Raw genomic sequence first — 24,545 nt, forward strand, 5'->3', positions numbered from 1 at the left:
ATAAGGAGTGAGCCTGTGAACCCAAGACAAAATGAAATCCTGCAATTAGTGAATGACCGTAAACGCGTTCAAGTCACGGAGCTTTCTGACATCATCGGCGTGTCGGGCGTGACCATCAGGCAGGATTTGAATTTTCTTGAGCAACAGGGCTACTTAAAGCGTGTTCACGGCGCTGCTACCGCACTGCAAAGTGATGATATAGATACCCGCTTAGAAGTGCGTTTTGATATTAAACAAACACTTGCTAACAAAGCCGCGGATTTGGTCGCACCGAATGAGACGGTGCTGATTGAAGGGGGCAGTGCAAATGCGCTATTGGCTCGTACGTTAGCCGAGCGTGGCGACGTGACTATCATTACGCCATCGGCCTACATTGCGCATCTTATCCGCAATACATCGGCCAACATTATCTTGTTGGGTGGCGTGTATCAGCACCAAGGCGAAAGCCTCGTTGGCCCGCTCACCAAACTCTGTATTGAAAACATTCATTTCAGCACGGCTTTCTTAGGCATTGACGGATTTCACCAAGACACAGGTTTTACTAGCCGTGACATGATGCGTGCCGACATTGCAGAGGCCATTCTGGCAAAGAAAAGACGCAATATCGTACTGACGGATTCCAGCAAGTTTGGTCAGATTTATCCTTCGTCGATTGGCAAGACAAACGAAATCTCAGTGTTGTTAACTGACAAAGCCGCTCCGAAAAGCGACCTCGAACAGTTGAAAAAACTCGGCGTTGAAGTGGTGTTGGGTTAACAACACAATACCGCTGAATCAGTGACTCTCCGACCACACTGCAAACTCGTTTCCGCTTGGCTCAGTGAAGTGGAAACGACATCCGCCCGGAAACTCGAAAATAGGGCGGATGATTTGTCCGCCAAACTTCGCTACTTTTTCTAACGTGGCATGAATATCAGAGCTATAGAACACCAATAGTGCTGCGCCGTTTGAGGTTTGACTGACTTGTTCTGCCGAATAAAATCCGCCATCCAAACCTTGGCCAGAAAAGGCCGCGTAGTCAGGGCCGTAGTCGACAAATTGCCAACCAAAAACGTGCTCAAAAAACGCCTTAGTGGCACCGATATTGGGCGTACCAAATTCAACGTAGTTCAATTTTTCATGTTGATGCATGCAATATCCTTTCTGCTTGGTGATGTTTATTCAGTGTAATCACTCTTGCCACGAGATTCTCATGCTTTTGGTTTGTTTTTTAATCTAAATAGATGAAAAACGAAAACTTTCATCGTTTATCCCTATCAAATCTATCGCCAATTCCCATTAAACAAATGGAATCTTTGAAGATATATTCTTCGTGGGCAGAAAAGAGCTTTTGAATATCCATTTACCACTCGTGGATTAAATGGTTAGCACGCATTGGAGAGCAACCATGCAGATGTCAAAAAGCTTTTTATTAATTACAGTTGGCTTAGCCAGCACATCTCTACAGGCGCAAACCCTGACAAGAGATAACGGCGCACCAGTCGGTGACAACCAAAATTCAATCACAGCAGGTGAAAACGGCAGCGTATTGCTGCAAGACGTTCACCTGATCCAAAAATTGCAACGTTTTGCCAGAGAACGTATTCCTGAGCGAGTTGTACACGCTCGTGGCACGGGGGCGCACGGTGAATTTGTTGCGTCTGGCGATTTTAGTGATTTAACGGTATCCGCTCCTTTCACTGAAAAGGGAAAGGTGACTCCTGTTTTCGTTCGTTTTTCGACCGTTATTCACTCAAAAGGATCGCCAGAGACGCTGCGTGATCCACGAGGTTTTGCCACTAAATTTTATACTGAACAGGGTAACTGGGATCTGGTAGGGAACAACCTGCCTGTGTTCTTCATCCGCGATTCAATTAAGTTTCCGGATATGGTGCACTCTCTGAAACCGTCACCAGTGAACAACGTTCAGGATCCAAACCGATTCTTTGACTTTTTTAGCCATGAACCAAGTGCGACTCACATGCTGACTTGGGTGTACAGCAATCTTGGTGCGCCAGCGAGCTATCGCACAATGGATGGCTTTGGCGTTCACGCTTACAAGTGGATCAACCAACAAGGTGATGTGAACTATGTGAAGTTCCAATGGAAGAGCCAACAAGGCATTAAGAGTCTTCGTCCTAATGAAATGACGGAAATGCAGGGTAAAGACTTCAATCACCTTACGAATGATTTGTATGCCGAAATTGGTCGCGGAAACTACCCTAAGTGGGATCTGTACGTGAAGGTGTTATCGCCAGAAGCGTTAAGCAAGTTGGATTACAACGGCCTTGATGCAACCAAAGTGTGGTTGAATGTACCGGATCGCAAAGTGGGCACCATGACGCTTAATCGTCTGCCGGAAAACTTCTTTTTAGACACCGAACAGTCGGCATTCGCACCTTCAAACCTGATCCCAGGTATTGAGCCATCGGAAGACCGTTTGTTGCAAGGCCGTTTGTTTGCGTACGCTGACACTCAGCTTTACCGCTTAGGCGCGAACTTGTTCCAGCTGCCAGTGAACCGTCCGTTAACGTCTGTTCGTAATCATAATCAAAATGGTTTGAGCAATAACGCGCAGCTGAGCAATGGGGACGTAAATTATGAACCAAGCCGCAAGCTTAACTTGGCTGAAGACAATCAGTTTAAAGCGGTAGAAACCAAGCTCGTCGGTACGGTTCAGCAAAAAGCGATCAGTAAACCACGAGATTTCTATCAAGCTGGCGTGTTGTACCGCAGCATGAATGAACAAGACAGAAGCGATCTGATTGCTAACCTAGCGGGCGACCTGAATAAGGTAATGGATAAAGACATCAAAGCGACGATGGTGAGCTATTTCTATCGTGCAGACAAAGAATACGGTTCGCGTCTTGCTGAAGCGACCGATACCAATCTCTCGCAAGTGAAAAACAAAGCGATGATGTAAGGCGTAAAGTTTTGGCCTGCGGGAGAAGTATCTGCTCTTTTCTGCCCGAAAATCAGGGCTCCCGTAGGCCATTTTCTGTCATTTTTAATGAGGATGGGTGAATGAAAAACGTATTCTTGCTCAGCTCTGTACTATTTTCTTTGGGTTTATCTTTTAGCTTGTTTGCCTCTCAAGACAAACTCGAAACTCAATATCAATCCTTAGTAGAGCTCTTTTTTGATGCTGCGCGCATTGGTAACAATGAAGTGGTTGAAACCTTTGTATCGCAAGGTTTCCCGATTGATCAGCGCAACAATGAAAGTTACACCGCGCTAATGGTGGCGGCATATCAGGGTAATAAAGACACGGTACGGTTACTGCTCGACTCTGGAGCGAATGCCTGTTTACAAGACAAGCGTGGTAACACGGCCCTGATGGGGGCGCTGATTAAGCGCGAAATTAGTATAGCGAAAGACTTGTATCAAGCGGAATGTTCGCCCGATTTGCGCAACAAAGCCGGACTCGACTTGAAGACGTTTGCAGAGATTTATGGCCAGTCGGAAGTGTTGAAATCTCTTCAGAATAAATAGAGCAAAAACAGGTCAAGAAAAACCAAGCAAATGATTAGTAAGACGCGATCCCAAAATAAGCAAATAAAAACGGCCCAGAAATCTGGGCCGTTTTTACACAAGGAAACCGGTTAATTACGCGAAGCGCTCAACAATAATGTCATCGGCATTTTTGACAAACAGTGCGCCTTTTTCTTTCATCTCTGCGATCACGCTGTCGACCGTATCTGGCAGAACGGCGCGAGTTGCAGCTAGATTCACAATCACCTTAAAGCCGAGATCTAACGCTTGCATAACGGATTTCTTGACGCAGAAATCGAGCGCTAATCCACCAACTACGACGGTATCTATTTTATTGCATTTCAGAAACTCATTTGCGCCCGTAGTTTTGGTGTCAGCCACGTCATGGAAGAAGATGCCGTAAGGATGCGCGTCCGGATCCATCCCTTTATTGACTTGGAAATCGTAGTCAAGCACTGGAGGTAACCCATCCAGAAGCTCTACGCCTGTTGTGCCAAGCACACAGTGGCGATTCCATTTTACGTCGACATTTGGCAAGCCAACGGGCTCTAGCATGTTCGCGGGCGTTTCTGCATCCCAAGCGGCTTTGGGTGGGTGCAAGTCACGGCTTACTAGCTTCAAGCGACCTTTCGCATGGTTTTTTAGTAGCTCCGGCACGATGTCCAATGCGCCTGCTACAGGTAATTCATCTGGACAAAGCTCACTAAAGCCTTTCTCTGGATCAACGTCGATCACGGCTGTAGTTTGATAGTTAACTCGAACAGTCATGGCAGACTCCTTGTCTGTCTGATTGCTTGCGTTTAGCCACGCAAACAGTTTTGAAAAAAGGTCACTTCATCGCTTGTCAGCGTGTACACCATGGCTGGCTTACCGCCTTTGCCTTTGTTGGTGGACGCGACTTTGTTGGTCGGCTTCAACACACCTGAGTCGATCAAACGGCGCTTTATGGTCATGCGGCTGATGTCGATGCCAAATTCTTGATATGCAGAAATGATGTCAGCGACCAAAAATTCTTTATCGAGTGCGAACAACAGCACTGATGTGTACTCAATCGAAGCACGCAGTTTCTGCCATGCTTTTTCGATGGTTTTCTGGTGATCAAACGCTAGGGTTTCTTCCCCATTGAGGATCGCCTGCAATGGGAACCATTTGAGCTGACACTCGGGCACGCCAGCATTGTTGATTTGCTCGACGTTATTGCGGTCAACCAATGCGTAGTGGGTGATGTTTAAGCTCCAATCTTCCGGATCGCGCTTAGGATCACCGTCGATAAACGCTTCGCTGAAGTGACGAGGATAGGTATGAATCTTCTCGCGGCAAATGCGTCGGCGCGCCGCTTCAAAGTTTTCATCTGCCGGACGTCCGCCTTCGCTGGTCAAGTCTTTATCAAAGACAAACCCGCCCGGTAATGCCCAGACACCATGGTAAGGCCGATTCGGATTTGAACGTTTAATCAGCAACACTTCCAATCCTTTATCGGCACAGCCAGATAGCCTGAATGGAATAATGTCGACAGTTACGATCATGGTTGGGTCCTAATATTGATTTGTAAGTAATCTAGCGCATAACAAGTGGTCAATCAATGGGTAAGTAACGAGTTGTTAGAAACATTGTCGACGCTGTTAACGAAATCGATTGAGCATAACAATGCCTATAAATCTGACTTATTCACAATCAGTGCTGAATTTTTAAACGGAAAAACCATATAAAAAAGAGTGGTTAGTAACAAAAGTTGACAAACTAAAGATGGGTGTTTATTGTTTACGCAAATTAGTTAGTAACAAAAAGTTATATACCCACGGAAGGGCATGTAGAAGGGCTCCGAATGACGACCACACTATTTTCTTCTCGCATCATTCAAAGTGCATTGGACTTTGATGTGTACAAAGTAAACATGATGAGTGCTGTTGCCGCGCTTTATCCTGATGCGATGGTGTCGTACAAATTCATCGTGCGTAGCGAAGAAGATCTGTCGGAATTGCTGCCAGAGGTAAAGGCAGAAGTTCTTAAACTTCAAGATGTTCGCTTTACTGAAGATGAAATTGCGTACATGAAGCGCGTTGCGCCGTACCTAAAGCCCGAGTTTGTCGAAGCGTTACGTCACTTCCGTTTTAACCCGCAAAGCGATGTCTCTTTCCATAACAAAACCATGTCGGATGGCTCAAGCCAGTTACGCATTACAATCAATGGTTTGTGGAAGGAAACCATTTTGTACGAAACCATCATCATGAGCATTGTGTCGGAAGTTCGCAGCCGTCAACGTTGGTCAGATATCCCGTTCGAGCAGTTCCAAACCGTATTGGAAGACAAAGTTCGCTATTTGAAAGCCGAACTAGAACGTCGCAACATTACTAACTTCAAATTCGCAGATATGTCGACGCGTCGCCGTTTCTCTTTTCAAGCGCAGCGCACCATGCTGGAGTACTTAAGCAAGGAATTGCCACAATGCTTGACGGGAACCAGTAACTACCATTTGGCGAGAGAGTTAGATCTTACCCCAATTGGCACGGTTGCTCACGAGTGGTTTATGGGCCATCAAGCGTTAGTAAACGTACGTGATTCGCAGAAAATTGCCCTGCAACGTTGGCAAAAAATGTTTAATGGCGCACTGGGTATCGCACTGACGGATACCATCGGAATCGATGCATTTCTCAAAGACTTCGATGAAGAGTTGAGTCATGCGTACGTTGGCGTTCGTCACGACAGCGGTTGCCCATTCACTTGGGGCGAAAAGATGATTGCGCACTATGAGTCGCTTGGCATCGACCCGATGACGAAGACGCTAGTCTTTACGGATGGTTTGAACTTCGAGCAAGCGCTAGACATTTGTGAGCATTTCCAAGGCCGTGTGCAAGTGAGCTTCGGTATCGGTACGTCGCTGGCAAATGACATGGGCAATTACGTTAACGATAAAGGCGAGGCGTATCAGCCGCTTTCCATCGTGATTAAAATGGTGACCTGTAATGGCTCTCCAGTCGCTAAAATCAGTGACGAGCCAGAAAAGGCAATGTGTGAAGACATTTTCTTTTTGATGAATCTTAAACGTCGTTTTGAACAACCGCTTGATTTAAATGAATGTCGTAAGCTTATTGATCGCCTCGAAAGCGAAGGGCAGAACTACCTTATTGATGCGTAAACACCACGCTTTTTAGCTCCTTTCTTGATAATCACCCTCTATCGTTTCGATAAATTTATATCGGTAAACGAAGAGGGTGATTTCGTTATAGTAAGTCTTATATCAATCTTTGCTCCCTTGCGTTTTTTGCGTCGCTAGAGACTATGATTGATAGATACTCCCAACGTTGCGGCATTGTGGAAAGTGTTCTTTCGCAGAGCACTCACTTAGCCTGATCACATAGTTTATCTATGCGTTTATCTGCTTTTTCATGACTTTGGGCTTCACGTAATAGCTTGAATCAGGAGTCAAAAATGAATTTAGTTGTACATTTGCAAAAGAAAGCGATAAGAAAACACGGCTATGAGATGGCAACACGCCAAGCCTGGAAATGCGGTATTAAAGCGAACCTCGTGCGACGTGTCATTGGCTTGTTTAAAGGCCAAATCGTCTGTGTGGTAGAAGGGTGCCGCGCTGAGTTATCTTCAGTTGTTAACAATCAACTGCATGATGAAGAGAAGCAAGGCCGCTACGTATTTGTCGGCGGTGTGTGCTGGGAACCAAACAACATCATCGCCCCTGGTTTTCCGGATTTTATGTTCATGCATGTTCGCAATTTGAGCCATCGTCATAAGTACCTCACAGACGACGAGCTGTTTTTGAGTTTGGCGTAACTCAAATGTCTTTAGTGATGGTTTTGCCCAAGTGCAAACCATCACCTCCCACAGTGAATAGCGCAAAACAATAAACCTCAGTGATGTGAATTGGCCTCAATTAACCTCTCGCTGAGATTGTTCTGACGCTCTCTTTATAAAACGCCGTTTTTTTACTCCGTAATGACAGAGGCTTTGTTTTCGCCTGATGTGAATTTCTCTTCGCGATTTACTATACCGTTCATCAAAGCAAACCATACTGGGATGTAAATCATGAATATGAAATCTATCGCAATTGCAACGGCAGTTGTTGCTGTACTAGCTGGCTGTAAAGACAAAACGCCACCAGCGCCAACTCAAGCAAATATTACTTTGGTGGAAGCGGTCACTGAAACTGTGAAAAATCCTCACCAAGTATGTAAAGACGTGGTAGTGACTCAGCAAGTTGAGCCAACAGATGACAACAAAATCATCGGTACGGTAGGCGGCGCGGCAGCTGGTGCAGCACTAGGCAACCAAATTGGTGGTGGCTCTGGTAAAGTCATCGCAACCGCAGCAGGCACGATCGCAGGTGCATTGACGGGTCGTAAGATTCAAGAAAATGTGCAGAAGGGCGATGTGATTACGACCACGAAGAAGCAGTGTCACACCGAATACACGACTTCTGAGAAGGTGGTAGGTTACGACGTAACGTATGAAGTGGCTGGTGCACCAACCACAGTTCGTATGGCAAGCAAACCTGCGACGAAAACTTTCCCAATTCAAGATGGCAAAGTGGTTCTGCCACAATAATCTACGCTTGAATTGAGTGATAAAGACAAGCCCTTTGGTCTGATAGATGAAAGGGCTTTTTTGCATTCATCGTATTTTCATTTTTTTGCTCGCAAGAATGTGTAGCTAGAACCCGCTTAAATTTCTCTGCTCGATACAATAGAACCTTTGAAAATACACACGGAATCAGCATGGAAGATTTTTACCTAAACAGTCGAGGTTTGGCGGGTTATTTTGAGGCACAATGGTTCGATAAATTTGTGGAAGATAAGCAGGTTGATGCGATCACCAGTGAGTCGAAACTTGTTCCACTTTCTTTTGCTAAATCATCCCATTGTTCGCAAGTGGCGGATTTTATTACTCAAGCGGTATCGAAGAATGGAAAACCGCCTCATGCTTTACTTGAGGTTGGCGCTGCGTTAGGTAGAAACTATTATGAGTTAGTTCAGCGATTAGATAGCCTAAAACAAGCAACGCTTGTTGAGCCGTCAGGTATGTTGTTGAATGGATTGAAACAGTTGTTGGTGGAAGAACAACAGGTCGAGCTGACTTATATTCATGGGCTCAACACGTTCAAAACTGTTGAGGTAGATAATCGAGAGTTAGTGCAAAATTGCGCACACGTCGATTTAGAGTTGATTAATCAACCGTTAGAGAAACACACCGTCTCTAAGTTTTATGACTTGGTGGTGTGTTTAAACGTGCTGGATCAGTGTGAATCGCCATTAAGAGTTATTAACGCGTTGAAACAAGCGACGCAAATCGGTGGCGTACTTGTTGTTTCCTGCACATATCAATGGAATGCTAAGCATATTAAGGATCGGGCAGAAGCAGTCGATGACATCAAAGCGTATTTTGGTGAAGACTGGCGTTTTGTTTCTGAAGCCGAGCACGAATATAGAATGCGATTCAATGAACGTTACGCCATGCAGTTTTTATCTCACGTGGTTGCCTACGTAAGAACAACCTAGCGGCTTATTCGATTCTCGATACCAACAAAAAAACCGAGCACAGAAAGCTCGGTTTTTGTTTTGTAGGCTTTATTAAGCAACGTGTGCTTGTTGCTGCTCGTGCTCCTTTTGAGCCTGAAGCTGAGCATGTTCTTTCTGCTTGCGACGCTCGCGTTTCGATAGCCAGATCAGTGGCACCACGATCATCACTGTACCGATGGCCATGAAAATATCTGGTATTTCACCAAACCAGATAAAGCCAACGACAACCGCACCAATCAAACCGCTGTATTCTGCACTCGCGATTTTGTTGCTATCGATAGAACGGTACGCCAGCACACAAGTTGCCGCATAGATCATAATGAACAAACTTGACCCTGCCGCGACAGGGAACGCGTCCCATTGCCAAGGTTGGTCCTCAATAAGCACCAACAGCAACGCAACCGGAATACCGGCCAAGTTGGTCATCAGCAAGGTTTGCATCACTGATTGGTTTTTTGGCAGCTTACGAATCAACAGATTGTTAATGGCTAACGTTAACGCGACCACAAACGCTGAGATTGCTGCCCAATCAATTTGATCTGGGCGAATAATCACCAAGACCCCTGCAAATCCCATTACCGCCGCAGCGACCGATTGTTTAGATAGTTGTTCACCGAAAAAAATCGCAGCGAGAGGGAGCATGATCAATGGCGCGGCATAAAAGATAGCGTTCGCAGTTGCGAGCGGCAAAGATGAGATCGCCATGACCATAAATACCGCGCCCAACAGCCACACGTGAGCACGAACCGCATGCCATTTAAATCCTTCCATAAAGTTGGTTTGTTTTGCTAACAAACAGACAGGAAGGAGGAACATAACCGCTGATATTTGTCGAAAAAAGACAAACTGAAACATCGGCACTTCATTCGCGACACTTTTGATCAAAGAGTCCGAAAGCACCGCAATAAGATTCCCGACAATTAATAGCAGCATTGCTGCCCCGACAGATGTGACTTTCACATTTTTCTCCTCATTCTTTGCCAAAGATTAGGTGATGTCATAGGATGAAGTGAAGTGATATTTATTAGTTTAAGTATGAGATTTTTAGATAATGAAATTGCCACCATTGCGAGCGGTTCACTGTTTTGAAGTTGTTGCGAGAAATCTGAGTTTCTCCCTTGCTGCTGAGGAGCTTAACGTGACGCAAAGTGCGGTGAGCCATCAGATTCGTTTACTTGAAGATTATTTGGGCGAATCGCTTTTTATTCGCCAAGGTCGCAAGCTTTCACTATCGGATACGGGCGCGCGGTATTTAGAAGACATCAGCCCGGCTATTAGCTCAATTGCGATGGCGAGTCAAAAGGTGCGAGAAGGGGATAAAGGCAGTATTCGGTTAGCGATTTACAGCTCGTTGGCAGTGAAGTGGTTGATCCCACGTTTGGCAGACTTTAAGCGCTTGTATCCTGAAATCGACCTCACACTCAATATGGTCGCGGGCGATCCAGAGCAAACGGACAGCGTGGGCGACTGCTTTATTACTGTGCAAAAACCGAAACGAAACTATATGGCGGTTAAGCTTTATGCTGAAACGCTGTACCCAGTTTGTAGCCATAAAATTTGGAAAGAAATCCAAGACCAATCTATCCCCGACGCACTGTGGCAATATCCCATTCTCTCGACAGATTCTATTTATCGTGAACGAGGGAAAGATTGGGCCGAATGGTGCAAAGCGGGTGGTTACACGTTACCAAATGATGTCGATGTTCAGCATTTTAGCCACATGCTCTTGGCGATTGAGGCTGCAAGGTACGATCAAGGCATCGCGTTTGCCAATGACTTCATGTTGAACGAGCGAGATAAAGCACAAGACTTGGTTTACATCCCATCTCATGGTTTAGAAACCGGCGACAGTTTTTATTTTGTGCACAAGAAGAACCGAGCAAAGAAGGCCGAGATCGTCAAACTGACCAACTGGTTAAAGCAGCAGTGTCTGTAATTAAGACTAAATATTCTTAATTAAGAAGGAAAATAGAAAAGTTGCGTCTAATTATTACGTGTTTTATTGAGTTTTTATTCACTAACATCTCGCTCGGTTTAACGCCAAGCGAGATGGATAACGCGACATGCTTAAGGAAGGGCGATACACAAACTCAATAATAAAACAGGCAGTGAAATACAATGTTAAAGAAAACATGGCTAACAGCAGCCCTTCTAGCAACTTGTTCTATGGCAAACGCCGCTCCTTACATTGGTGCATCGATCGGTAAAGCAACGTTTGATGATATCAGTGGTTCAATCAAATCAAATACCTACAACGCAAGCGAGAAACTTGAAGTTAAAGACAACGAAAGTCTGTCTGGCAAAGTTTTTGGTGGTTACACATTCAACGAGTATATCTCTCTTGAAGGTGCGATCGGTGGTTACGACGCTCTAGACGGCTCTGTCGTTACCGTTGGTGACATGAAGTTTTTGGCTATCCAACCTAAATTAACGCTGCCAATCGGTGACCGTTTCAATCTTTTCGCGAAAGCGGGTCTTTCTTACTTCAACGCGGAATTTAAAGTAAGCAATTCTGTGCTAACTGGTGACGAAGGCCACACGACGTTTTCTGAAACGACAGTAACCGGACTTTACGGCTTAGGTGCTGAGTTCGCGATCACAAAAAATCTAGCACTACAGGTTGAATGGGAATACATGAAACCTGAGTTAGACGTAGCGAAACTCGGCAGTGAAAAAGTCACCGTTGAAGCAGAAATCAGCGCGTTCTCTGTTGGTATGAGCTACCGTTTCTAAGCATTTTTATTCAAGTTCTTTGGGCTTAACCCAAGCGGTGTGCTGTTGTTTGTTCAGTTAAGCCCTCAGTTTGAATTCATATAGATATGACACAGGAAGTTTGGTCACTAAGCTTCCTGTGTTATTTTTGGTTTTTAGAAAAACGCTCAGGAAGCACTGTGAACGATGTAAATCTTAGATATTTAGATTTTCTGCTCAAACATTTTGAACCGCATAAGCATCATTTAGTGACGCTTAGCGAACTCGAATCTGTGATTTGCACGTCCAGACGTAACGTTTCCATTGTGATGAAAAAGCTGGCGGCTTACGGTTGGGTGGATTGGCAACCGGCGATTGGGCGAAGCAACCCAAGCCGTTTGAGTATCACCATTACTTTGCAACAAGCGATGACCGAGTTTTTGGTGGAAGAGCTTGCTAGGGGCAGAATGAATTCGATAACAAAGCTTATCGATTGGTTCGGCCAAACGGCGGTTCGTTCGCTTACGATTGCATCGGAAAAAGTGAACGAGCTGAATGAGTCTAAAAACGCCATTCTTATTTCTTCTTATCCGTGGGTTTCAAATATCGATCCCGCAGAGACTTTCCGTCATACCGAATTACACGTAGTCAAAAGTGTTTATGATGGGCTGCTAACACAAAACTCCAATGGTGGCATTGAGCCCGCTTTAGCGCATGAATGGAAAATGGAAGAAAACGTCATGACGTTATGGTTAAGGCCAGGCATTTTTCGTCATGATGGTGAGCTTCTGAGCATAGACGATGTGGTTTGGAGTTTAGAAAGACTCAAGCAAATTAAAGGACCGGTTTATGAGCTCTGGCAATGCATTGAAACCGTTACAGCCGAAACACCGAACTGCTTGAAGATAGTGCTCAAACGCGCAAACCAATTCTTTCCATACATGTTAGCCACGCCACATGCCTCAATATTGTGTCGAGACACGGCCTCTTTTGGCTCGGGTTATTCATATCATATCGGCACTGGGCCATTTCGAATCAGCAGTTGGAACAAAGAGAGCATCACGCTGCAAGCACACAAAGAGTATTTTTCTGCACGCGCGCTTTTGGATCAAATTACGCTTTCTCACGGCGATGTTCAAAACTTGAATATGCTGAGTTTCAATCAAGTCTCAGACCATGTTGAGATTGAAAAAATCAGCGCACTTTCCTATCTCACCTATCGTGAGAGGCAAGATTCGCAACTGACGAAACAAGAGTGGCGCCAGCTTGCCAACTATATTAATCAGCAAAAGCGGCACCATGAGCCACAAAGTGCCGTCGACAGTATTCAGTTATCACCTCTTGAGCCTAGTTGTAGCGCTGAGACAGCACCAACGCTACAAGGCAAAGTCGTGCTTGCTGAACCGATATGGACTATCCCGAACCTGATGCGCCATTCTGAATGGTTGCATGAGGTGATTCGTAGCACGGGGCTAGAGTTAGAGGTCATCAAAGTGGAAGACATTAGTTTTCCCGAGTCAGTTTCACACTTGGCGGATTTATTGTTCATTGAAGAGGTCATGGAAGCGCCATTTGAATATGGGGTCTTCGAATGGCTATCGGTGGCGACTGGTTTACGTTTTAGTTTCGAACAAAACCAGATGGAGCGTCACTGCGAGCAGCTTCAAGAAGCCATTGCCTATGAACAACCGATTTCTCATTTGCTGGGTATTGAAGAAGCGCTGCGCGCGCAATATGTCTATTTGCCTTTGTTCATTGGCTACGAAGAAGTGACAAAAACTCAACAAGTTCGGGGCGTGCAAGTTAAGAATACGGGCTACAGCGACTTACACCGACTTTGGATTGCTCACAGTAGTTAGCCCGTTTGATGCCAATCGCATCATCATATTCTAGAAAGCAAAAAAGCCATCAGTACGATGGCTTTTTTAGATTTCAAATTAAAATTTGAGTTAGAAGTTGTAAGACACGCTTGCGCCAACAACCCATTGGTTTGCGCTGTCTACAACAGATGAATCACTGATACCACTGCCTAGGCGAGTGTATTGAGTTGTTTGGTTGATTTGCCAGTTGTCATTAATTGGCATAACCAGCTTGTAGCCCAGACCGTAGCTTACAGTTGCATCACCTTTGTATGCTTTGCGGTTTGCCGTCGCTTCACGATCTTTGATGCCAAAGTAGTAATCTACGTAGTCTTCACTTTGATAAGTTAGGTTAGCAAAAGGAACAAAATCAACACTACCGAAGTTCATGATGTGGAAGTACGTCGCGCCTGCTAAGTAACCTTTGTATGCGCCGCTGATGTCGTGTTGTAGGTATGTCGAGATGACGTTGTGCTCATCTAGAGTGAAATCGGTATTTAGACCTAAATCAACCGCTAAACGACGTTTTTGTGTGCCTTTCAAGCTCTTTGCTACATCGCCATCACGAATAATGCCGCTGCCTACCACGTATGCGCTCATGTTGATCAGATCGTTGGTTTCACCCAAGAAGCGGTAGTTGATGCCGCCCAAATCTGCGTTGAAGTCTTCACCGTGGTAACCACCGTTTAGGATTGGTGCAGTATTGTGTTTTTGATCTTTAAATAGATCACTACCTTGAGCTACGCCCACTTCCGCAATCCAACCACCTTGGTTGTTGTAGATGTTGCCGTTACGGATGTATGTGTCACCTGCCGTTGCGGTGCCAGCTGCTGCCAAAGTTAGTAGTGTGATAAGTGTCTTGTTCATTTGTATTTCCTGTACCGTTTATTTTATTTTGAACAGTGTACAAAATGGTGTTGTAAGCCTCTATCAGCAAAGCGTATGGAAATGTATGGCTTTCGGTGATTTTGCTTTTTGCGTAATGACAAAACAGTGTGGTTGGGGGAAGGGAAGGTTGGGGAGGACAAAAAAACCGAGCTTGGGGAGGCTCGGTTTTCAACATCTATCAGGTCAGAGTGACGATTATTGCTGCTTTGTTAGGTTGTAAAACGAAGCTAATTCGCCAGTTGCTTTCTCACCGTTCATGTCTAGCATCATAAGCATGTTCTCGCCTACGAAGTATTGGTTTGGTGCGTCTTCGTCGGTCAGCGTTACGATGCTGCCGTTTTCATCCCAAGTGAAGTGGCCTTCTGATTTGAACTTGCCATCTTCTTTGTCTTGGTAGTTTTGCTCAAGCACGTAGCTGCCATCTTGATTTAGCGTCAGAGTCACGTCGATGCCCGCGCAATCAGCACATGGTAGTGTGCCTTTGTAAACGCCATTCCAATCTAGCGCGTTTTTCGCGTTGTGTTCTGAGTCTACAAACGTTTCTGTAGTGATCACTTGTTCTTCTTCCACTGGTACTGCATCGACAGGCAGTTCAGTGTCAGTGACTTCCATTTCTACTGCTTGAGGAGCTTCAACTGCACTTGTTTCTACTGGTTTCTCGTCTTGACAGCCTGCAAGAATAATTACCGCACCAGTTAACGCCAACATTGTCTTTTTCATTTTATCCCTCTTTAAATCAAGATTTTGTATGCCATTAATATTAGCCCTGTTTCCGACGTTTACGTCATAACAAAGCAATAGAATGATCTATCTGTGTCAATAAAACCGGTGTTTTTGGCGCTATCCAAGCGTCGCGCCATGACTTGGAGACAAAGTAGTCAGAATCATCAAACGCATGTAAATGCTTGAATTGTAGGACTGAGTATTGAGCTGGCTTTAAGCAAGTGGCAATTGAAGATGCGTTGTGGTGTGAAAACAGCCAGCATCTTATTAAATACGATTTTTGCAAACTTAGATTATTAGCATATGCCAAAAATGTTATTGGCATATGCCATAATTTGGGCGTAACGTAGCACAGTGTTTGAGAGGGACGATAATGGCAAGACCAAAAATAGAAAGAAGAATATGCGGTCGTGCAGCGCACCATTGTTTCAAGCCCAATGGCGTGCCATTCCATCAGTTGGAGCAAGTCGCAATATTGCCAGAAGAACTTGAAGCACTGCGCTTGGCTGATTTAGAGGGACTCAGCCAACAACAAGCCGCAGATCAAATGGGCATATCTAGACAAACTTTTGGCAACACAGTAAAAAGTGCGCGGTTCAAGGTCGCAAAAAGTTTAGTTGAAGGTCATGCATTAGTTTTTCCGAATGAGGAGTCAAACTTATGATTTATGCTATTCCTAATGATGGTGAGCGGGTGGCAAACCATTTTGTCAAAGCGCCTTACATCGCTATTTATTCTGATACTGACGGAATGCTTAAAAACCTAGCAAACATCGCTGCAATGCCCCAAGCTGGCTGCAAAGCGAAGTCCCAGCTTATCCAATCTTTACAAGACTACAATGTAGAAGCTGTGCTGGTGCGCAACATCGGCGAGCGCGCATTAGAAAAGCTTTTGCACAGTGGCAAACAAGTGTTCAGACTTTCAACGCGCAGCTCATTGGAAGATGTACTTGCCGTTCCGAGAGAGCCACTGACAGACGTATCGCAAGGTCGTCCATCAACCAATCATCAGAAAAAAGGTGGGTGCGGATCATGTGGTTGCGGCGGTAAAAAAGCCAAACCTTCGTTGCTAGCACGTCCTAAACAGGCTGCTGCATTATTCGCCGCAAAATCGAGCCCAGCTATACTTAGCGTAAAGGCGTCGATTAAAAAGGCAGGTTAGTATGGTTTGGTTGTTTACCTTTCTTGGTTTTCTCGCGATTATTTTGTTGATGTCGCTTGGGGTTATCTTTCATAACAAGCGTATTCAAGGAAGTTGCGGCGGTTTAAACAACGTCGGTGTCGACAAAGTATGCAACTGCGAAACCACATGTGCAGAGCCTGAGCGTCACTTGTATCAAATCTCAGAGCCTAACTCATCACCTGAGCGCTAAGGCTTTTGGCCCATTGCGGCAAGGTTTGTCGAAACCAGTCCAAATATTTGCTGGTCTGCGGATTTTTTCTGGAGACCAGTATGTTGACTACCTCGACGACGATCCACGCTTTTGCTAATCCGATATCGCGCGCCAATTCTGTTGTTTCACCTTTCTCGGCGCACTTTACATACTTGCCTGCCACCTTCAAGTAATCATCAAATGTGCCCATGCCTTCGATGAGCGGCGCTAAATCTATCGCGACATGCCCTGTAGAAAAGCGTTCCCAGTCGAACAGCACTAGCTCGCCATTTTCGCGCTGTCCCCAGTTTCCAGCATTCGAGTCTCCGGAGATCAAGTTCTGTCCATCGAAAAGATGCGCCGATCGTTGTTGGAGGTTGTGGAAGAACTGTTCTGTCTCTGAGCCCAGTTCAAGTGTAGTGAGTGCTTGTTGGGTCGCTTGTGGTGTCCACTGATGGCGGTGATAAACACCATCTGATGTTGGTGGAAGTTGGTGCAGTTTGACGAGTTGTTCAATGACTCGAGCATCTTCAAGCAAGAATGCTTGATCGACTGCGTGGGGAACGTATTCAATGTGCAGAACGTTTTTCTGGTCGTCGAATTGAATCAAGCGCGGTACGTGTATTCCAAGCGCGTTAAACTGTTCGGCATAGCGTTGATAAAACGCCACTTCTATTTGAGTAGGGTTACGTTTTTCTATTACTTGGACGCCATCTTTTTCGATGAGAAAAACTTTGGCACTGCCCATTTGGTTGAGTTCTTGTTGCGACACCGGACTTCCTGTCTTCATGTAGAGAGAGCTCACCTTAATCGCTGCACTCACGTTTGCCAATAGCCACGACAAAGTGCCTCAAAAATATTAAATGCAACTGTTTAAATATGATTTTGCTGTGAGTGTCTAAATTTTACACAGCCTCGCCTGTACTCCGTTAAATTCGTTCTACGCTTACTATTCGTCTTAATAAAGGAGAACCCAAATGGCTGTAATGAAGCAGGATATTCCAAATCGTGTAACGGTTTACCATGACAATATCGATCAAGAACAAGAGCTGAAAAATGCGATGCTGCCAGAGAAACCGCGCTACTTTAACGGTGCTCCGACTTACAAAGCGAACAGCATCGAAGAGTTTGAAAGCAAAATCAGTCAGATAGGTTTGTCTCTCGATAAATAATTTTTCTTTTACCTAAAAGCGCCCTCAACAAAATGAGGGCGCTTTTTTATTTGTATGATTGATTTGAATCGTAGGGAATTAACCTTGTTGTGCACTGCCTTGGCAGACCTGTTTTTGCACTGCTGGTGGTGCGGGCTCGTAATGGCTTAAGGTCATACTAAAGCTGCCTTCGCCACCGGTGATGGAGCGTAATCGACGAGCGTAATCTTGCAGCTCGTTTACTGGTGACTTGGCTCTGAGTAAGGTGAAGCTGCTGTCGATTGGCTCGGTGCCTTCGATCAAGCCTCGGTTTCCAGATAAATCTCCAGAAACATCGCCAACGTTCGCGGTTGGGATGTGCAGTTCCATCTGGACAATGGGTTCTAACACAATAGGATCGGCGTTGTTAATCGCATCTAAAAAAGCTTTCTTACCTGCGATGACAAACGCAATTTCTTTCGAATCGACGGAGTGATATTTACCGTCATAAACGGTGACTTCCACATCCTTAATTGGGTTGCCAGAAATCGCGCCTTCCTCTAACGCTTGCAAAATACCTTTTTCAACAGCAGGAATGAGCGCGGTTGGGATGGCACCCCCCACCACTTTGTTGATGAACTTAAATCCAGCGCCACGTTCGAGTGGACGAACCTTCAATTGCACTTCACCAAACTGGCCTGCACCGCCACTTTGTTTTTTGTGTCGATAATGCCCTTCGGCAGGTTTGGTGATGGTTTCAAAGTACTCGACGCTTGGTTGGCAGGTTTCGACGTCCAGTTTGTACACGTTCGCCATCTTTTCTAATGCAACTTTGAGGTGAAACTCCCCTTGGCCGCTTATGATGGTTTCGTTGGTGCGAGCGCGATGTTCGATGCGCAGCGAAGGATCTTCACTGGCAATTTTATTCAGCACATCTCCTAATTTTTGCTCATCTCCACGCTTAAGAGGCTTCAAGCACAAAGAATACATGGAGTCAGGAAGGTCCAACGTTTTGAGTTGAACACCATCTTCTTCGTGAGAGTCATGAACGATTGAATCGAATTCGAGATCATCCACTTTGGCTAAAACGCAGAAGTCGCCTGCAAGCGCTCGAGGGATCTCGGTTCTATCTTTGCCCTGCAGTTGATATAAGTGCCCAACTTTAAATGCCTTGTTGCTTTCGCCAATATAAAGCTGGCTGCCCGCATTGATTTCACCCTGATACACACGTAAGTAGGCAAGTTTACCCATGTATGGGTCGACGCTGACTTTGTACACGTGTGCGACGGTGTGTTCTAAGGTTTCGCAATTTACTTTGATTTTTTTGCCGTTCTTTTCCAGTAGAGGAGGGTTACCCTCGTTTGGCATGGGCATGATCTCCGCCAAGGTACGTAGCAGCAGCTCGACGCCCGCCCCGGTTTGTGCTGAGACAAAACAGACCGGAATCACATGTCCAGTTCTCAGTGCTTCTTCAAACGGATCATGCAGTTGCTCTGCGGTGAGTTCGGAGCCTTGTTCCAGATACAGTTCCATCAGTTCTTCATCGACTTCGATAACTTGGTCAATTAAGGTCTCATGAGCTTCATCTACCGTTGCAAGTAAGGTTTCTCGTCCCAATTCTGGTTCGAAATAACAGTCAACTACAGATTCCCCGTCAGCCGAAGGTAAGTTGATCGGCAAGCAGTGGTCCCCAAAATGCTCAACGATGTTCTCCAACAATCTTTCTAACTGATTACCGTGGTTATCGAGCTTATTGATGATGATCATCTGACATTTTTGCTGCTCTTTAGCAAAGGTGAATAAGCGATCGGAAGTTTGGTTTAGTGGCGTTTGAGGGTCGATGACAAGGGCGGATGTTTCAACGGCGGGAAAAACGCTGATCGTACGGCCAAGTAACTCGTTTTGTCCCGGAGTGTCGATGATATTGAGCCGGTGTTTATTCCAGCGCAGTGCGACTGGCGTTGCTTCAATACTGTGTTGATATTGGATGGATTGAGGGTCGAAGTCGGTAACGGTATCGCCTTTTTCTACGCTGCCTAAATGGTGCGTGGCATCGCAGGTGAAGAGCAGTTTTTCTATCAGCGTGGTTTTACCGGTCCCGGTTTGGCCGACAAAAGCGATATTGCGTATTTTGTTGATAGGCATAGAGCCTCCTTGCAAGATGGCGTGAAAAACCTACGAATTGCTAGGAAGTGGGTCGCTATAGAAACCCACGCACTGCATTGGAGTAGGGCGGGATTACCGCCTATTCGTCTTCCATGTCATTTTCCGGATGACTCGATGCATAAGACCACCTTCTTGGACTACTGTAATCTTAGCATGCCGTAATAACCGTATAATTTATGTGACTTATTTCATGATGGGGCTGATTGTTTTTTAATCGAGATCATAAACTCAGAGGTTCTGACTTTTCGATAAAAACCTCGGGATTGTTTAGGCTACTTGGAAAGAACGATTTCGCCGTCGCTATAAACTAAGCTAGGCGTTACATCTTGTCCGAGCAACACCGGGCCATCAAGATCGACAACGCTTGCCTGAGCAGCAATGGGTAACGCAGCACGCATCGCCAGCGACGTCCCCAACATACAACCGGACATGAGGCTAAAACCGAGTTCTTTTGCATCGTCGGCCAGCAATAATGCTTCACTGAGCCCACCTGTTTTATCTAGCTTAATATTCACCATCTCGTATTTTCCAAGCAGTTGATGCAATTGCTCTCTGGTGTGACAACTTTCATCGGCGCAAAGTGGAATGGGGTGCGGAATGCTGGCGAGTACGTCGTCGCAGTCTTGTGGCAACGGTTGCTCGATCATGGTGATATTAAACGGTTCGAGTTGAGCAAATACCGTCGCGAGGTCGAGGCTTTGCCATGCTTCATTCGCATCTAAAACAATTTGCGCGTGCGGCGCGGCATCGCGTACTGCTGCAACGCGCTCAATCACGTTTTCACCATCCAGTTTTACCTTAAGCAGTTTTGCGCCTTGGCTAAGGTAAGCTTGCGCCTGTTTTGCCATCGCTTGCGGCGTGTCGATAGAAACCGTCATCGCCGTCACAATCGCTTCAGGTAACGTAAAGAGGTCGTGAACCTGCTGCTTTTGGCTCAAAAGCGCGTGAAGATGCCAAAGCGCGCAATCCAATGCATTTCTTGCCGCCCCTGCGGGCAATAACGATTGAAGCTGGCTTTTGAGAGCCATCACATCAGCATCACCTTTGGCGTACAAACTTTGCAGTTCTTGCGCGGCGTGAGAAATCGCCTTAATCACCAATTCAACCGATTCACCATAACGTGGGTATGGTGTGCATTCTCCTTGGGCGATCATGCCTAGATGTTCAATTGTCACGCGGACTACGTGGCACTCTGTCCGACTGCCGCGAGATATGCGAAATGGTGTCGCCATAGCAATCGTGACGGGTTCTATATGAATTTTCATCTCACTAGTTTTCCCTAAACCGCAGTTATTTTCTAAACCGTAAATGTTTCCTAAATAGTAAGGATCTTATCTGAAATCGCATCAACGCCAAAACGCACAGGGTCGGTGACGGGCACCTGATATTTGTCGCTCCAATCCTGGCATAACTGGACAGCATCTTCTTCGCTGATCGCCGAAGTGTTTAAGCAAATACCCACTAATTGAGCTTTAGAATTTGTTAGGCGAGCAGCGGCCAGATTCGCTTCTATCGTTTGTTCAATGGTTGGCAAGCTCGCATGTGGTAAGTTGCGGATGTGCGGGCGACCAATCTCATGGCACAGTACCAGAGCGTCCGCTTGTGCGCCGTGAAGTAAGCCCAAACTTACGCCAGCAAACGAAGGGTTAAATAACGAACCTTGCCCTTCGATGATGTCCCAATCGTGGTCAGTGAAGTCAGGGCTGATCGCTTCTACTGCGCCGGAGATAAAATCGGCAACTACAGCATCAATCGAAATGCCACTGCCTGCGATGAGAATTCCAGTTTGACCCGTTGCTTTGAACTCTGCGCGACAGTTTTTACGCTTTAATGTGTGTTCAATGGCGAGGGCAGAGTACATTTTGCCAACGGAGCAATCTGTTCCTACAGTAAGTACTCGCTTGCCTGCGCGTACTTTGCCATTGCCGACCTTGAGCGGGGCATCATAATGGCGAACATCATACAGTTTGGTTAATCCACGTTGTTCTAGATCGGCAAGAGGAGCAAATTCCGCCAAACGTTGGTGCATGCCCGATGCAATTTCAAATCCCATCTCTGCCGCTTCAAGTAAGGTTGTTTGCCAAGCTTCGGGAATGACGCCTCCTGGGTTTGCTGTGCCAAGCACCAGCGTTTTTGCTCCTTGCTGCTGCGCTTGTTGTAGTGTCATGTTGGTTAAACCAAGCGATACGGTTTCTGGCGTCAGGCGGATTTGGCCAAGACAAATCTCAGGTCGCCATTGGTAAATGCCACGCGCGGTTTTTGCTGCGAGTGGATCGGTTACATCGCCAAGAAAGAGTAGGTAAGGTTGAGCAATTTGCATGATGGTTCCCTTCGTCATCGTTATTGCCCATTAATGTAGCCAGACTGATTTAGGAAACCGAATGCTTATTTGTTAGGCAGGTATAACTTCAAGTTATACCTTTAAACCATCTGTTGTTTTAGGGCGGTGATAAATTGCTTTGTCGCAATGGATTGAGGTGTGTGCTCTGCGAATAAAATAGAGACAGAGAAGGACATGTTTGGCTCCAAAGCATGCACGGAGACGGCGTCATCTTGGCGATATAGTTTTGCTGTCCATGGGTCTACAATGGCGAACCCTGCTTGGTGTTTCACCAGTTCAGCCGCCGCAGAGTAGCTGCGTACAGTGATGGCATGTTGATAATGCTCGTCACGCGCTGACAAGGTTTGATGCAACAGCAAGCCCAGAGGGTCTCGGCTATCTAAACCGATAATGGGTAAATCGTGACTGATGAGTTCTTCTAAAATGACGGTTTTTTCTGCGGGTATCGCTGCGCTTTTAGGAGCGATCAGTGCTAAGTTTTCTTTCAATAACACGTGCCCCATGATCGCTGGTGGCGTTTCTTCACCGAACGCGATGGCGACATCCAATTCATGTTTCAGTAATCCTGAGCACAGCTCATCGCGATTGGCCGTTAAGAGCTCAAAGGAGATGCCGTGCTCTTTCGACAACAACGCGACAGTCGGTGCTAACAAGTGCGCGGCCAAAACAGGCGGGGCACCGACTCGTAAATGTTGAGTTCCCTGTTTGACTTTGTTGGTCAGGGAACGAAATTGTCCGAGTTGTTGATAGACTTTTTCTGCCTCTGGCAATAAGGCTTTGGCTTCTTGAGTGGGAACGAGGCGACCTTTTACGCGTTCAAATAAAGCGAAGCCCAGTTGTTGCTCTGTATGGGCGAGAACTCGAGTGACATTGGGCTGGGAAACGTGCAGTAAGCGAGCAGCACCAGACACCGTTCCTGCTTGCATAATGGCGTAAAAGACTTCCAATTGTCTTAAGTTCACTGCGATTTCCCTCTGCTCATGTTGGTCACCTCAGAATACCCAACCTTGTTGATGAGCGATAGAGGCAAAAGTGCTGGCGTAAAAAATAGGAAGACGATGTTGGTTGCCTTCCTATCTCGCTTTTTCAATTTCTCAACTTCTCAATTTCTATGCTTCACTTTGCTGCTGCATGAAGGGGCAGGTCGTTAAACGGCTCGACGTCTCGGCTGAGTAATCCCATCAAAACCACTGCTAACACTATGACAACAGCTGCTATTGCAAAACCGTATTGTGTTAGCTCGTAATGACTCAACATCGCGATTAACACGTAACTGAGAGATTGAATGGTGGTGGCAAACATGCTGATACCGCCATCGACGCGACCTCGTTGATGAACCGCTACGGTGTGATGCATCCAGTTGACTCTCGCAATGCGATTTAGCGCGTTAAACACACCAAACAGCGCCGTAAACAATAAGATGGTCAGCGGGCTTATCGCAAAACTCATTCCGATAAACGCTAGAGATACCATAACCATCGAAGCAAACATAATGTGGCTATGGCAGGCGCGACTCAGCACTTTGGTGACAATGAAACCTGTTAGTAACGAGCCGAGACCAAAACTGATGTTGAACCCTGCAAACCAATCGCCAGAGATGCCTTGTTCAGAAAACCAAATCGGCACCAGTTTGCTCAAATACGTCAATGCAGGATAAGAGAGGCAAGAGAGCAGAATAAAGCCATAAAAGCGGGGCTCGAGACGGAATATTTGTTTGCTCTCTTTGAGTTGTGCGATGAAAGCTACGGATTTTGATGCCCTTAATTGTTGGGTATAAGGCGTCAGAATATAGAACATCGCCGCTAAAGCGGAAGCGCTGGCCGCAAACAAAGCAAACTCTTTCATGCCCCACATTTCAAGCAAAACAATACCCAACGCGCCAGCTCCGAGGGTTGTGGATTGCATTACAATTTCTTGCTGCCCCGAAATTTTTGCGTATTCGTGATGCTGATAATTTTCTTGAGTGAAGGCGTTGTTGGTCGTCCATGCAAAGTTACTCGAAACCCAATACACCAATTGCGCAAAAGCCAACAGCCAGTGGGACTCAAACCCTAACCAATAAGCAATGAACACCACCAAAGCCATGCCCGATTGAATCCATTGATTGAGCACGAGGAGTGCTTTTCGTGAGTGTCGGTCCACTAAAGTGGAAAAGAAAGGCGTTGTCAGAAAAGAAATCGCGGTGCAGCTCAGAGAAACTAAAGCGACGAATGTGCCCATTTTGGGCTCGGAAAGCATGACCCATGGCAGTGCCATCATGAACAAGCCAGAGGATATACTGTCGAAGAAGCGGCCTGCTAAGTACGGCTGAGTTTTATTTTTCATTATGTTTGCCTCAAATTCCCAATGGATTTCAAAACGTTGGCTTCTAGC

At 45.9% G+C, this 24,545-nt stretch carries 26 protein-coding genes; 14 read left to right on the forward strand and 12 right to left on the reverse strand.

The window, feature by feature from the left end:
- Positions 1–15: 15 nt before the first annotated feature.
- Complete coding sequence (locus ACF8CV_RS01205; RefSeq protein ID WP_005463954.1) at positions 16–756, forward strand: DNA-binding transcriptional regulator YciT; 741 nt, start codon at positions 16–18, stop codon at positions 754–756.
- Positions 757–774: 18 nt separating this feature from the next.
- Here ACF8CV_RS01205 and ACF8CV_RS01210 read toward each other — a convergent pair whose 3' ends face one another.
- A complete protein-coding gene (locus ACF8CV_RS01210) occupies positions 775–1,131 on the reverse strand; it encodes a VOC family protein (RefSeq protein ID WP_005463914.1) in 357 nt (118 codons plus the stop codon).
- A 256-nt stretch (positions 1,132–1,387) separates the two neighbouring features.
- Here ACF8CV_RS01210 and ACF8CV_RS01215 point away from each other — a divergent pair, with 256 nt between their 5' ends.
- Together ACF8CV_RS01215 and ACF8CV_RS01220 are read left to right on the forward strand one after the other, a co-directional pair.
- Complete coding sequence (locus tag ACF8CV_RS01215; protein WP_169601144.1) at positions 1,388–2,902, forward strand: catalase; 1,515 nt, start codon at positions 1,388–1,390, stop codon at positions 2,900–2,902.
- Between the two features lie 101 nt (positions 2,903–3,003).
- Positions 3,004–3,471, forward strand: coding sequence for an ankyrin repeat domain-containing protein (locus tag ACF8CV_RS01220; RefSeq protein WP_005490844.1), 468 nt, complete (start codon positions 3,004–3,006; stop codon positions 3,469–3,471).
- Between the two features lie 114 nt (positions 3,472–3,585).
- Here the strand turns inward: ACF8CV_RS01220 and ACF8CV_RS01225 are convergent, their stop codons facing one another.
- Both ACF8CV_RS01225 and ACF8CV_RS01230 read right to left on the reverse strand, forming a co-directional pair.
- Positions 3,586–4,239, reverse strand: coding sequence for a nicotinamidase (locus ACF8CV_RS01225; protein ID WP_005479858.1), 654 nt, complete (start codon positions 4,237–4,239; stop codon positions 3,586–3,588).
- Positions 4,240–4,271: 32 nt separating this feature from the next.
- Complete coding sequence (locus tag ACF8CV_RS01230; protein WP_005463941.1) at positions 4,272–4,997, reverse strand: NUDIX domain-containing protein; 726 nt, start codon at positions 4,995–4,997, stop codon at positions 4,272–4,274.
- 299 nt (positions 4,998–5,296) lie between these two features.
- Between ACF8CV_RS01230 and pncB the strand changes: the two genes are divergently transcribed.
- From pncB to ACF8CV_RS01250, 4 genes are all read left to right on the forward strand, one after another.
- Positions 5,297–6,607 carry a nicotinate phosphoribosyltransferase gene (gene pncB, locus ACF8CV_RS01235; protein ID WP_138937190.1) on the forward strand — a complete coding sequence of 437 codons (1,311 nt, stop codon included), beginning with the start codon at positions 5,297–5,299 and terminating at the stop codon, positions 6,605–6,607.
- Between the two features lie 293 nt (positions 6,608–6,900).
- Positions 6,901–7,260, forward strand: coding sequence for a hypothetical protein (locus ACF8CV_RS01240; protein WP_005479882.1), 360 nt, complete (start codon positions 6,901–6,903; stop codon positions 7,258–7,260).
- A 252-nt stretch (positions 7,261–7,512) separates the two neighbouring features.
- Positions 7,513–8,031 carry a glycine zipper 2TM domain-containing protein gene (locus ACF8CV_RS01245; RefSeq protein ID WP_005479777.1) on the forward strand — a complete coding sequence of 173 codons (519 nt, stop codon included), beginning with the start codon at positions 7,513–7,515 and terminating at the stop codon, positions 8,029–8,031.
- Between the two features lie 170 nt (positions 8,032–8,201).
- Positions 8,202–8,981, forward strand: a complete 780-nt coding sequence (locus ACF8CV_RS01250; protein ID WP_021821358.1) for a methyltransferase domain-containing protein — start codon at positions 8,202–8,204, stop codon at positions 8,979–8,981.
- A 72-nt stretch (positions 8,982–9,053) separates the two neighbouring features.
- Here ACF8CV_RS01250 and ACF8CV_RS01255 read toward each other — a convergent pair whose 3' ends face one another.
- Complete coding sequence (locus ACF8CV_RS01255; protein WP_017447972.1) at positions 9,054–9,962, reverse strand: DMT family transporter; 909 nt, start codon at positions 9,960–9,962, stop codon at positions 9,054–9,056.
- A 91-nt stretch (positions 9,963–10,053) separates the two neighbouring features.
- Here ACF8CV_RS01255 and ACF8CV_RS01260 point away from each other — a divergent pair, with 91 nt between their 5' ends.
- From ACF8CV_RS01260 to ACF8CV_RS01270, 3 genes are all read left to right on the forward strand, one after another.
- Positions 10,054–10,938, forward strand: a complete 885-nt coding sequence (locus ACF8CV_RS01260; RefSeq protein WP_138937189.1) for a LysR family transcriptional regulator — start codon at positions 10,054–10,056, stop codon at positions 10,936–10,938.
- 182 nt (positions 10,939–11,120) lie between these two features.
- Entirely contained in the window at positions 11,121–11,735 is a 615-nt protein-coding gene (locus ACF8CV_RS01265) for an outer membrane beta-barrel protein (protein WP_005464189.1), read from the forward strand.
- A 158-nt stretch (positions 11,736–11,893) separates the two neighbouring features.
- Positions 11,894–13,552 carry an ABC transporter substrate-binding protein gene (locus ACF8CV_RS01270; protein WP_029850679.1) on the forward strand — a complete coding sequence of 553 codons (1,659 nt, stop codon included), beginning with the start codon at positions 11,894–11,896 and terminating at the stop codon, positions 13,550–13,552.
- A 90-nt stretch (positions 13,553–13,642) separates the two neighbouring features.
- Here ACF8CV_RS01270 and ompV read toward each other — a convergent pair whose 3' ends face one another.
- Both ompV and ACF8CV_RS01280 read right to left on the reverse strand, forming a co-directional pair.
- Positions 13,643–14,419: an outer membrane protein OmpV gene (gene ompV / locus ACF8CV_RS01275; RefSeq protein WP_138937188.1), complete on the reverse strand. Its 777-nt coding sequence runs from the start codon at positions 14,417–14,419 to the stop codon at positions 13,643–13,645.
- 216 nt (positions 14,420–14,635) lie between these two features.
- Entirely contained in the window at positions 14,636–15,160 is a 525-nt protein-coding gene (locus ACF8CV_RS01280; protein WP_020834930.1) for a copper resistance protein NlpE, read from the reverse strand.
- 376 nt (positions 15,161–15,536) lie between these two features.
- Here ACF8CV_RS01280 and ACF8CV_RS01285 point away from each other — a divergent pair, with 376 nt between their 5' ends.
- The 3 genes from ACF8CV_RS01285 to nqrM are packed head-to-tail and all read left to right on the forward strand — an operon-like array spanning position 15,537 to position 16,535.
- The gene (locus ACF8CV_RS01285) at positions 15,537–15,827 is read left to right on the forward strand and encodes a DUF134 domain-containing protein (protein ID WP_005464150.1); all 291 of its coding nucleotides are present in this window, start codon (positions 15,537–15,539) and stop codon (positions 15,825–15,827) included.
- Positions 15,824–16,324 (forward strand): NifB/NifX family molybdenum-iron cluster-binding protein, encoded by a 501-nt coding sequence (locus tag ACF8CV_RS01290; protein ID WP_005464203.1) that lies wholly within the window; start codon positions 15,824–15,826, stop codon positions 16,322–16,324. Before ACF8CV_RS01285 ends, ACF8CV_RS01290 begins: the two co-directional genes overlap by 4 nt.
- Position 16,325: 1 nt before the next feature.
- Positions 16,326–16,535, forward strand: coding sequence for a (Na+)-NQR maturation NqrM (gene nqrM / locus ACF8CV_RS01295; protein ID WP_005464141.1), 210 nt, complete (start codon positions 16,326–16,328; stop codon positions 16,533–16,535).
- Here nqrM and ACF8CV_RS01300 read toward each other — a convergent pair.
- The gene (locus tag ACF8CV_RS01300; RefSeq protein ID WP_171055845.1) at positions 16,513–17,325 is read right to left on the reverse strand and encodes an aminoglycoside phosphotransferase family protein; all 813 of its coding nucleotides are present in this window, start codon (positions 17,323–17,325) and stop codon (positions 16,513–16,515) included. The two genes, nqrM and ACF8CV_RS01300, sit on opposite strands and share 23 nt — an antisense overlap.
- Before the next feature lie 187 nt (positions 17,326–17,512).
- Here ACF8CV_RS01300 and ACF8CV_RS01305 point away from each other — a divergent pair, with 187 nt between their 5' ends.
- Entirely contained in the window at positions 17,513–17,707 is a 195-nt protein-coding gene (locus ACF8CV_RS01305; RefSeq protein WP_005373920.1) for a hypothetical protein, read from the forward strand.
- A 78-nt stretch (positions 17,708–17,785) separates the two neighbouring features.
- On the opposite strand, the gene fusA is transcribed toward ACF8CV_RS01305, so the two are convergent.
- The 5 genes from fusA to ACF8CV_RS01330 all read right to left on the reverse strand — a co-directional run bounded on the left by fusA (position 17,786) and on the right by ACF8CV_RS01330 (position 24,497).
- Complete coding sequence (gene fusA / locus ACF8CV_RS01310; protein WP_069545518.1) at positions 17,786–19,810, reverse strand: elongation factor G; 2,025 nt, start codon at positions 19,808–19,810, stop codon at positions 17,786–17,788.
- Positions 19,811–20,103: 293 nt separating this feature from the next.
- On the reverse strand, positions 20,104–21,096 hold the full coding sequence (dgcA, locus tag ACF8CV_RS01315; RefSeq protein ID WP_138937186.1) for an N-acetyl-D-Glu racemase DgcA: 993 nt from the start codon (positions 21,094–21,096) through the stop codon (positions 20,104–20,106).
- Between the two features lie 50 nt (positions 21,097–21,146).
- A complete protein-coding gene (gene dgcN, locus ACF8CV_RS01320) occupies positions 21,147–22,151 on the reverse strand; it encodes an N-acetyltransferase DgcN (protein ID WP_138937205.1) in 1,005 nt (334 codons plus the stop codon).
- A 101-nt stretch (positions 22,152–22,252) separates the two neighbouring features.
- Positions 22,253–23,134 carry a LysR family transcriptional regulator gene (locus ACF8CV_RS01325; RefSeq protein WP_025632872.1) on the reverse strand — a complete coding sequence of 294 codons (882 nt, stop codon included), beginning with the start codon at positions 23,132–23,134 and terminating at the stop codon, positions 22,253–22,255.
- A gap of 154 nt (positions 23,135–23,288) precedes the next feature.
- On the reverse strand, positions 23,289–24,497 hold the full coding sequence (locus ACF8CV_RS01330) for an MFS transporter (protein ID WP_138937185.1): 1,209 nt from the start codon (positions 24,495–24,497) through the stop codon (positions 23,289–23,291).
- Positions 24,498–24,545 lie beyond the last annotated feature (48 nt).

The organism is Vibrio sp. zbq_1, from assembly GCF_043102935.1.
Classification (GTDB): domain Bacteria; phylum Pseudomonadota; class Gammaproteobacteria; order Enterobacterales; family Vibrionaceae; genus Vibrio; species Vibrio parahaemolyticus.

What these genes read in the sequence shown, in the direction of transcription:
- ACF8CV_RS01290 (WP_005464203.1), top strand. Translation starts at nt 15,824, where the DNA reads ATGATTTATGCTATTCCTAATGATGGTGAGCGGGTGGCAAACCATTTT.
- ACF8CV_RS01300 (WP_171055845.1), bottom strand. Translation starts at nt 17,325, where the DNA reads ATGAAGACAGGAAGTCCGGTGTCGCAACAAGAACTCAACCAAATGGGC.
- dgcA (WP_138937186.1), bottom strand. Translation starts at nt 21,096, where the DNA reads ATGAAAATTCATATAGAACCCGTCACGATTGCTATGGCGACACCATTT.
- ACF8CV_RS01305 (WP_005373920.1), top strand. Translation starts at nt 17,513, where the DNA reads ATGGCTGTAATGAAGCAGGATATTCCAAATCGTGTAACGGTTTACCAT.
- dgcN (WP_138937205.1), bottom strand. Translation starts at nt 22,151, where the DNA reads ATGCAAATTGCTCAACCTTACCTACTCTTTCTTGGCGATGTAACCGAT.
- ACF8CV_RS01220 (WP_005490844.1), top strand. Translation starts at nt 3,004, where the DNA reads ATGAAAAACGTATTCTTGCTCAGCTCTGTACTATTTTCTTTGGGTTTA.
- ACF8CV_RS01230 (WP_005463941.1), bottom strand. Translation starts at nt 4,997, where the DNA reads ATGATCGTAACTGTCGACATTATTCCATTCAGGCTATCTGGCTGTGCC.
- ACF8CV_RS01240 (WP_005479882.1), top strand. Translation starts at nt 6,901, where the DNA reads ATGAATTTAGTTGTACATTTGCAAAAGAAAGCGATAAGAAAACACGGC.
- ACF8CV_RS01280 (WP_020834930.1), bottom strand. Translation starts at nt 15,160, where the DNA reads ATGAAAAAGACAATGTTGGCGTTAACTGGTGCGGTAATTATTCTTGCA.
- ACF8CV_RS01215 (WP_169601144.1), top strand. Translation starts at nt 1,388, where the DNA reads ATGCAGATGTCAAAAAGCTTTTTATTAATTACAGTTGGCTTAGCCAGC.
- ACF8CV_RS01245 (WP_005479777.1), top strand. Translation starts at nt 7,513, where the DNA reads ATGAATATGAAATCTATCGCAATTGCAACGGCAGTTGTTGCTGTACTA.
- fusA (WP_069545518.1), bottom strand. Translation starts at nt 19,810, where the DNA reads ATGCCTATCAACAAAATACGCAATATCGCTTTTGTCGGCCAAACCGGG.
- ompV (WP_138937188.1), bottom strand. Translation starts at nt 14,419, where the DNA reads ATGAACAAGACACTTATCACACTACTAACTTTGGCAGCAGCTGGCACC.
- ACF8CV_RS01265 (WP_005464189.1), top strand. Translation starts at nt 11,121, where the DNA reads ATGTTAAAGAAAACATGGCTAACAGCAGCCCTTCTAGCAACTTGTTCT.
- ACF8CV_RS01210 (WP_005463914.1), bottom strand. Translation starts at nt 1,131, where the DNA reads ATGCATCAACATGAAAAATTGAACTACGTTGAATTTGGTACGCCCAAT.
- ACF8CV_RS01250 (WP_021821358.1), top strand. Translation starts at nt 8,202, where the DNA reads ATGGAAGATTTTTACCTAAACAGTCGAGGTTTGGCGGGTTATTTTGAG.
- nqrM (WP_005464141.1), top strand. Translation starts at nt 16,326, where the DNA reads ATGGTTTGGTTGTTTACCTTTCTTGGTTTTCTCGCGATTATTTTGTTG.
- pncB (WP_138937190.1), top strand. Translation starts at nt 5,297, where the DNA reads ATGACGACCACACTATTTTCTTCTCGCATCATTCAAAGTGCATTGGAC.
- ACF8CV_RS01225 (WP_005479858.1), bottom strand. Translation starts at nt 4,239, where the DNA reads ATGACTGTTCGAGTTAACTATCAAACTACAGCCGTGATCGACGTTGAT.
- ACF8CV_RS01260 (WP_138937189.1), top strand. Translation starts at nt 10,054, where the DNA reads ATGAAATTGCCACCATTGCGAGCGGTTCACTGTTTTGAAGTTGTTGCG.
- ACF8CV_RS01285 (WP_005464150.1), top strand. Translation starts at nt 15,537, where the DNA reads ATGGCAAGACCAAAAATAGAAAGAAGAATATGCGGTCGTGCAGCGCAC.
- ACF8CV_RS01330 (WP_138937185.1), bottom strand. Translation starts at nt 24,497, where the DNA reads ATGAAAAATAAAACTCAGCCGTACTTAGCAGGCCGCTTCTTCGACAGT.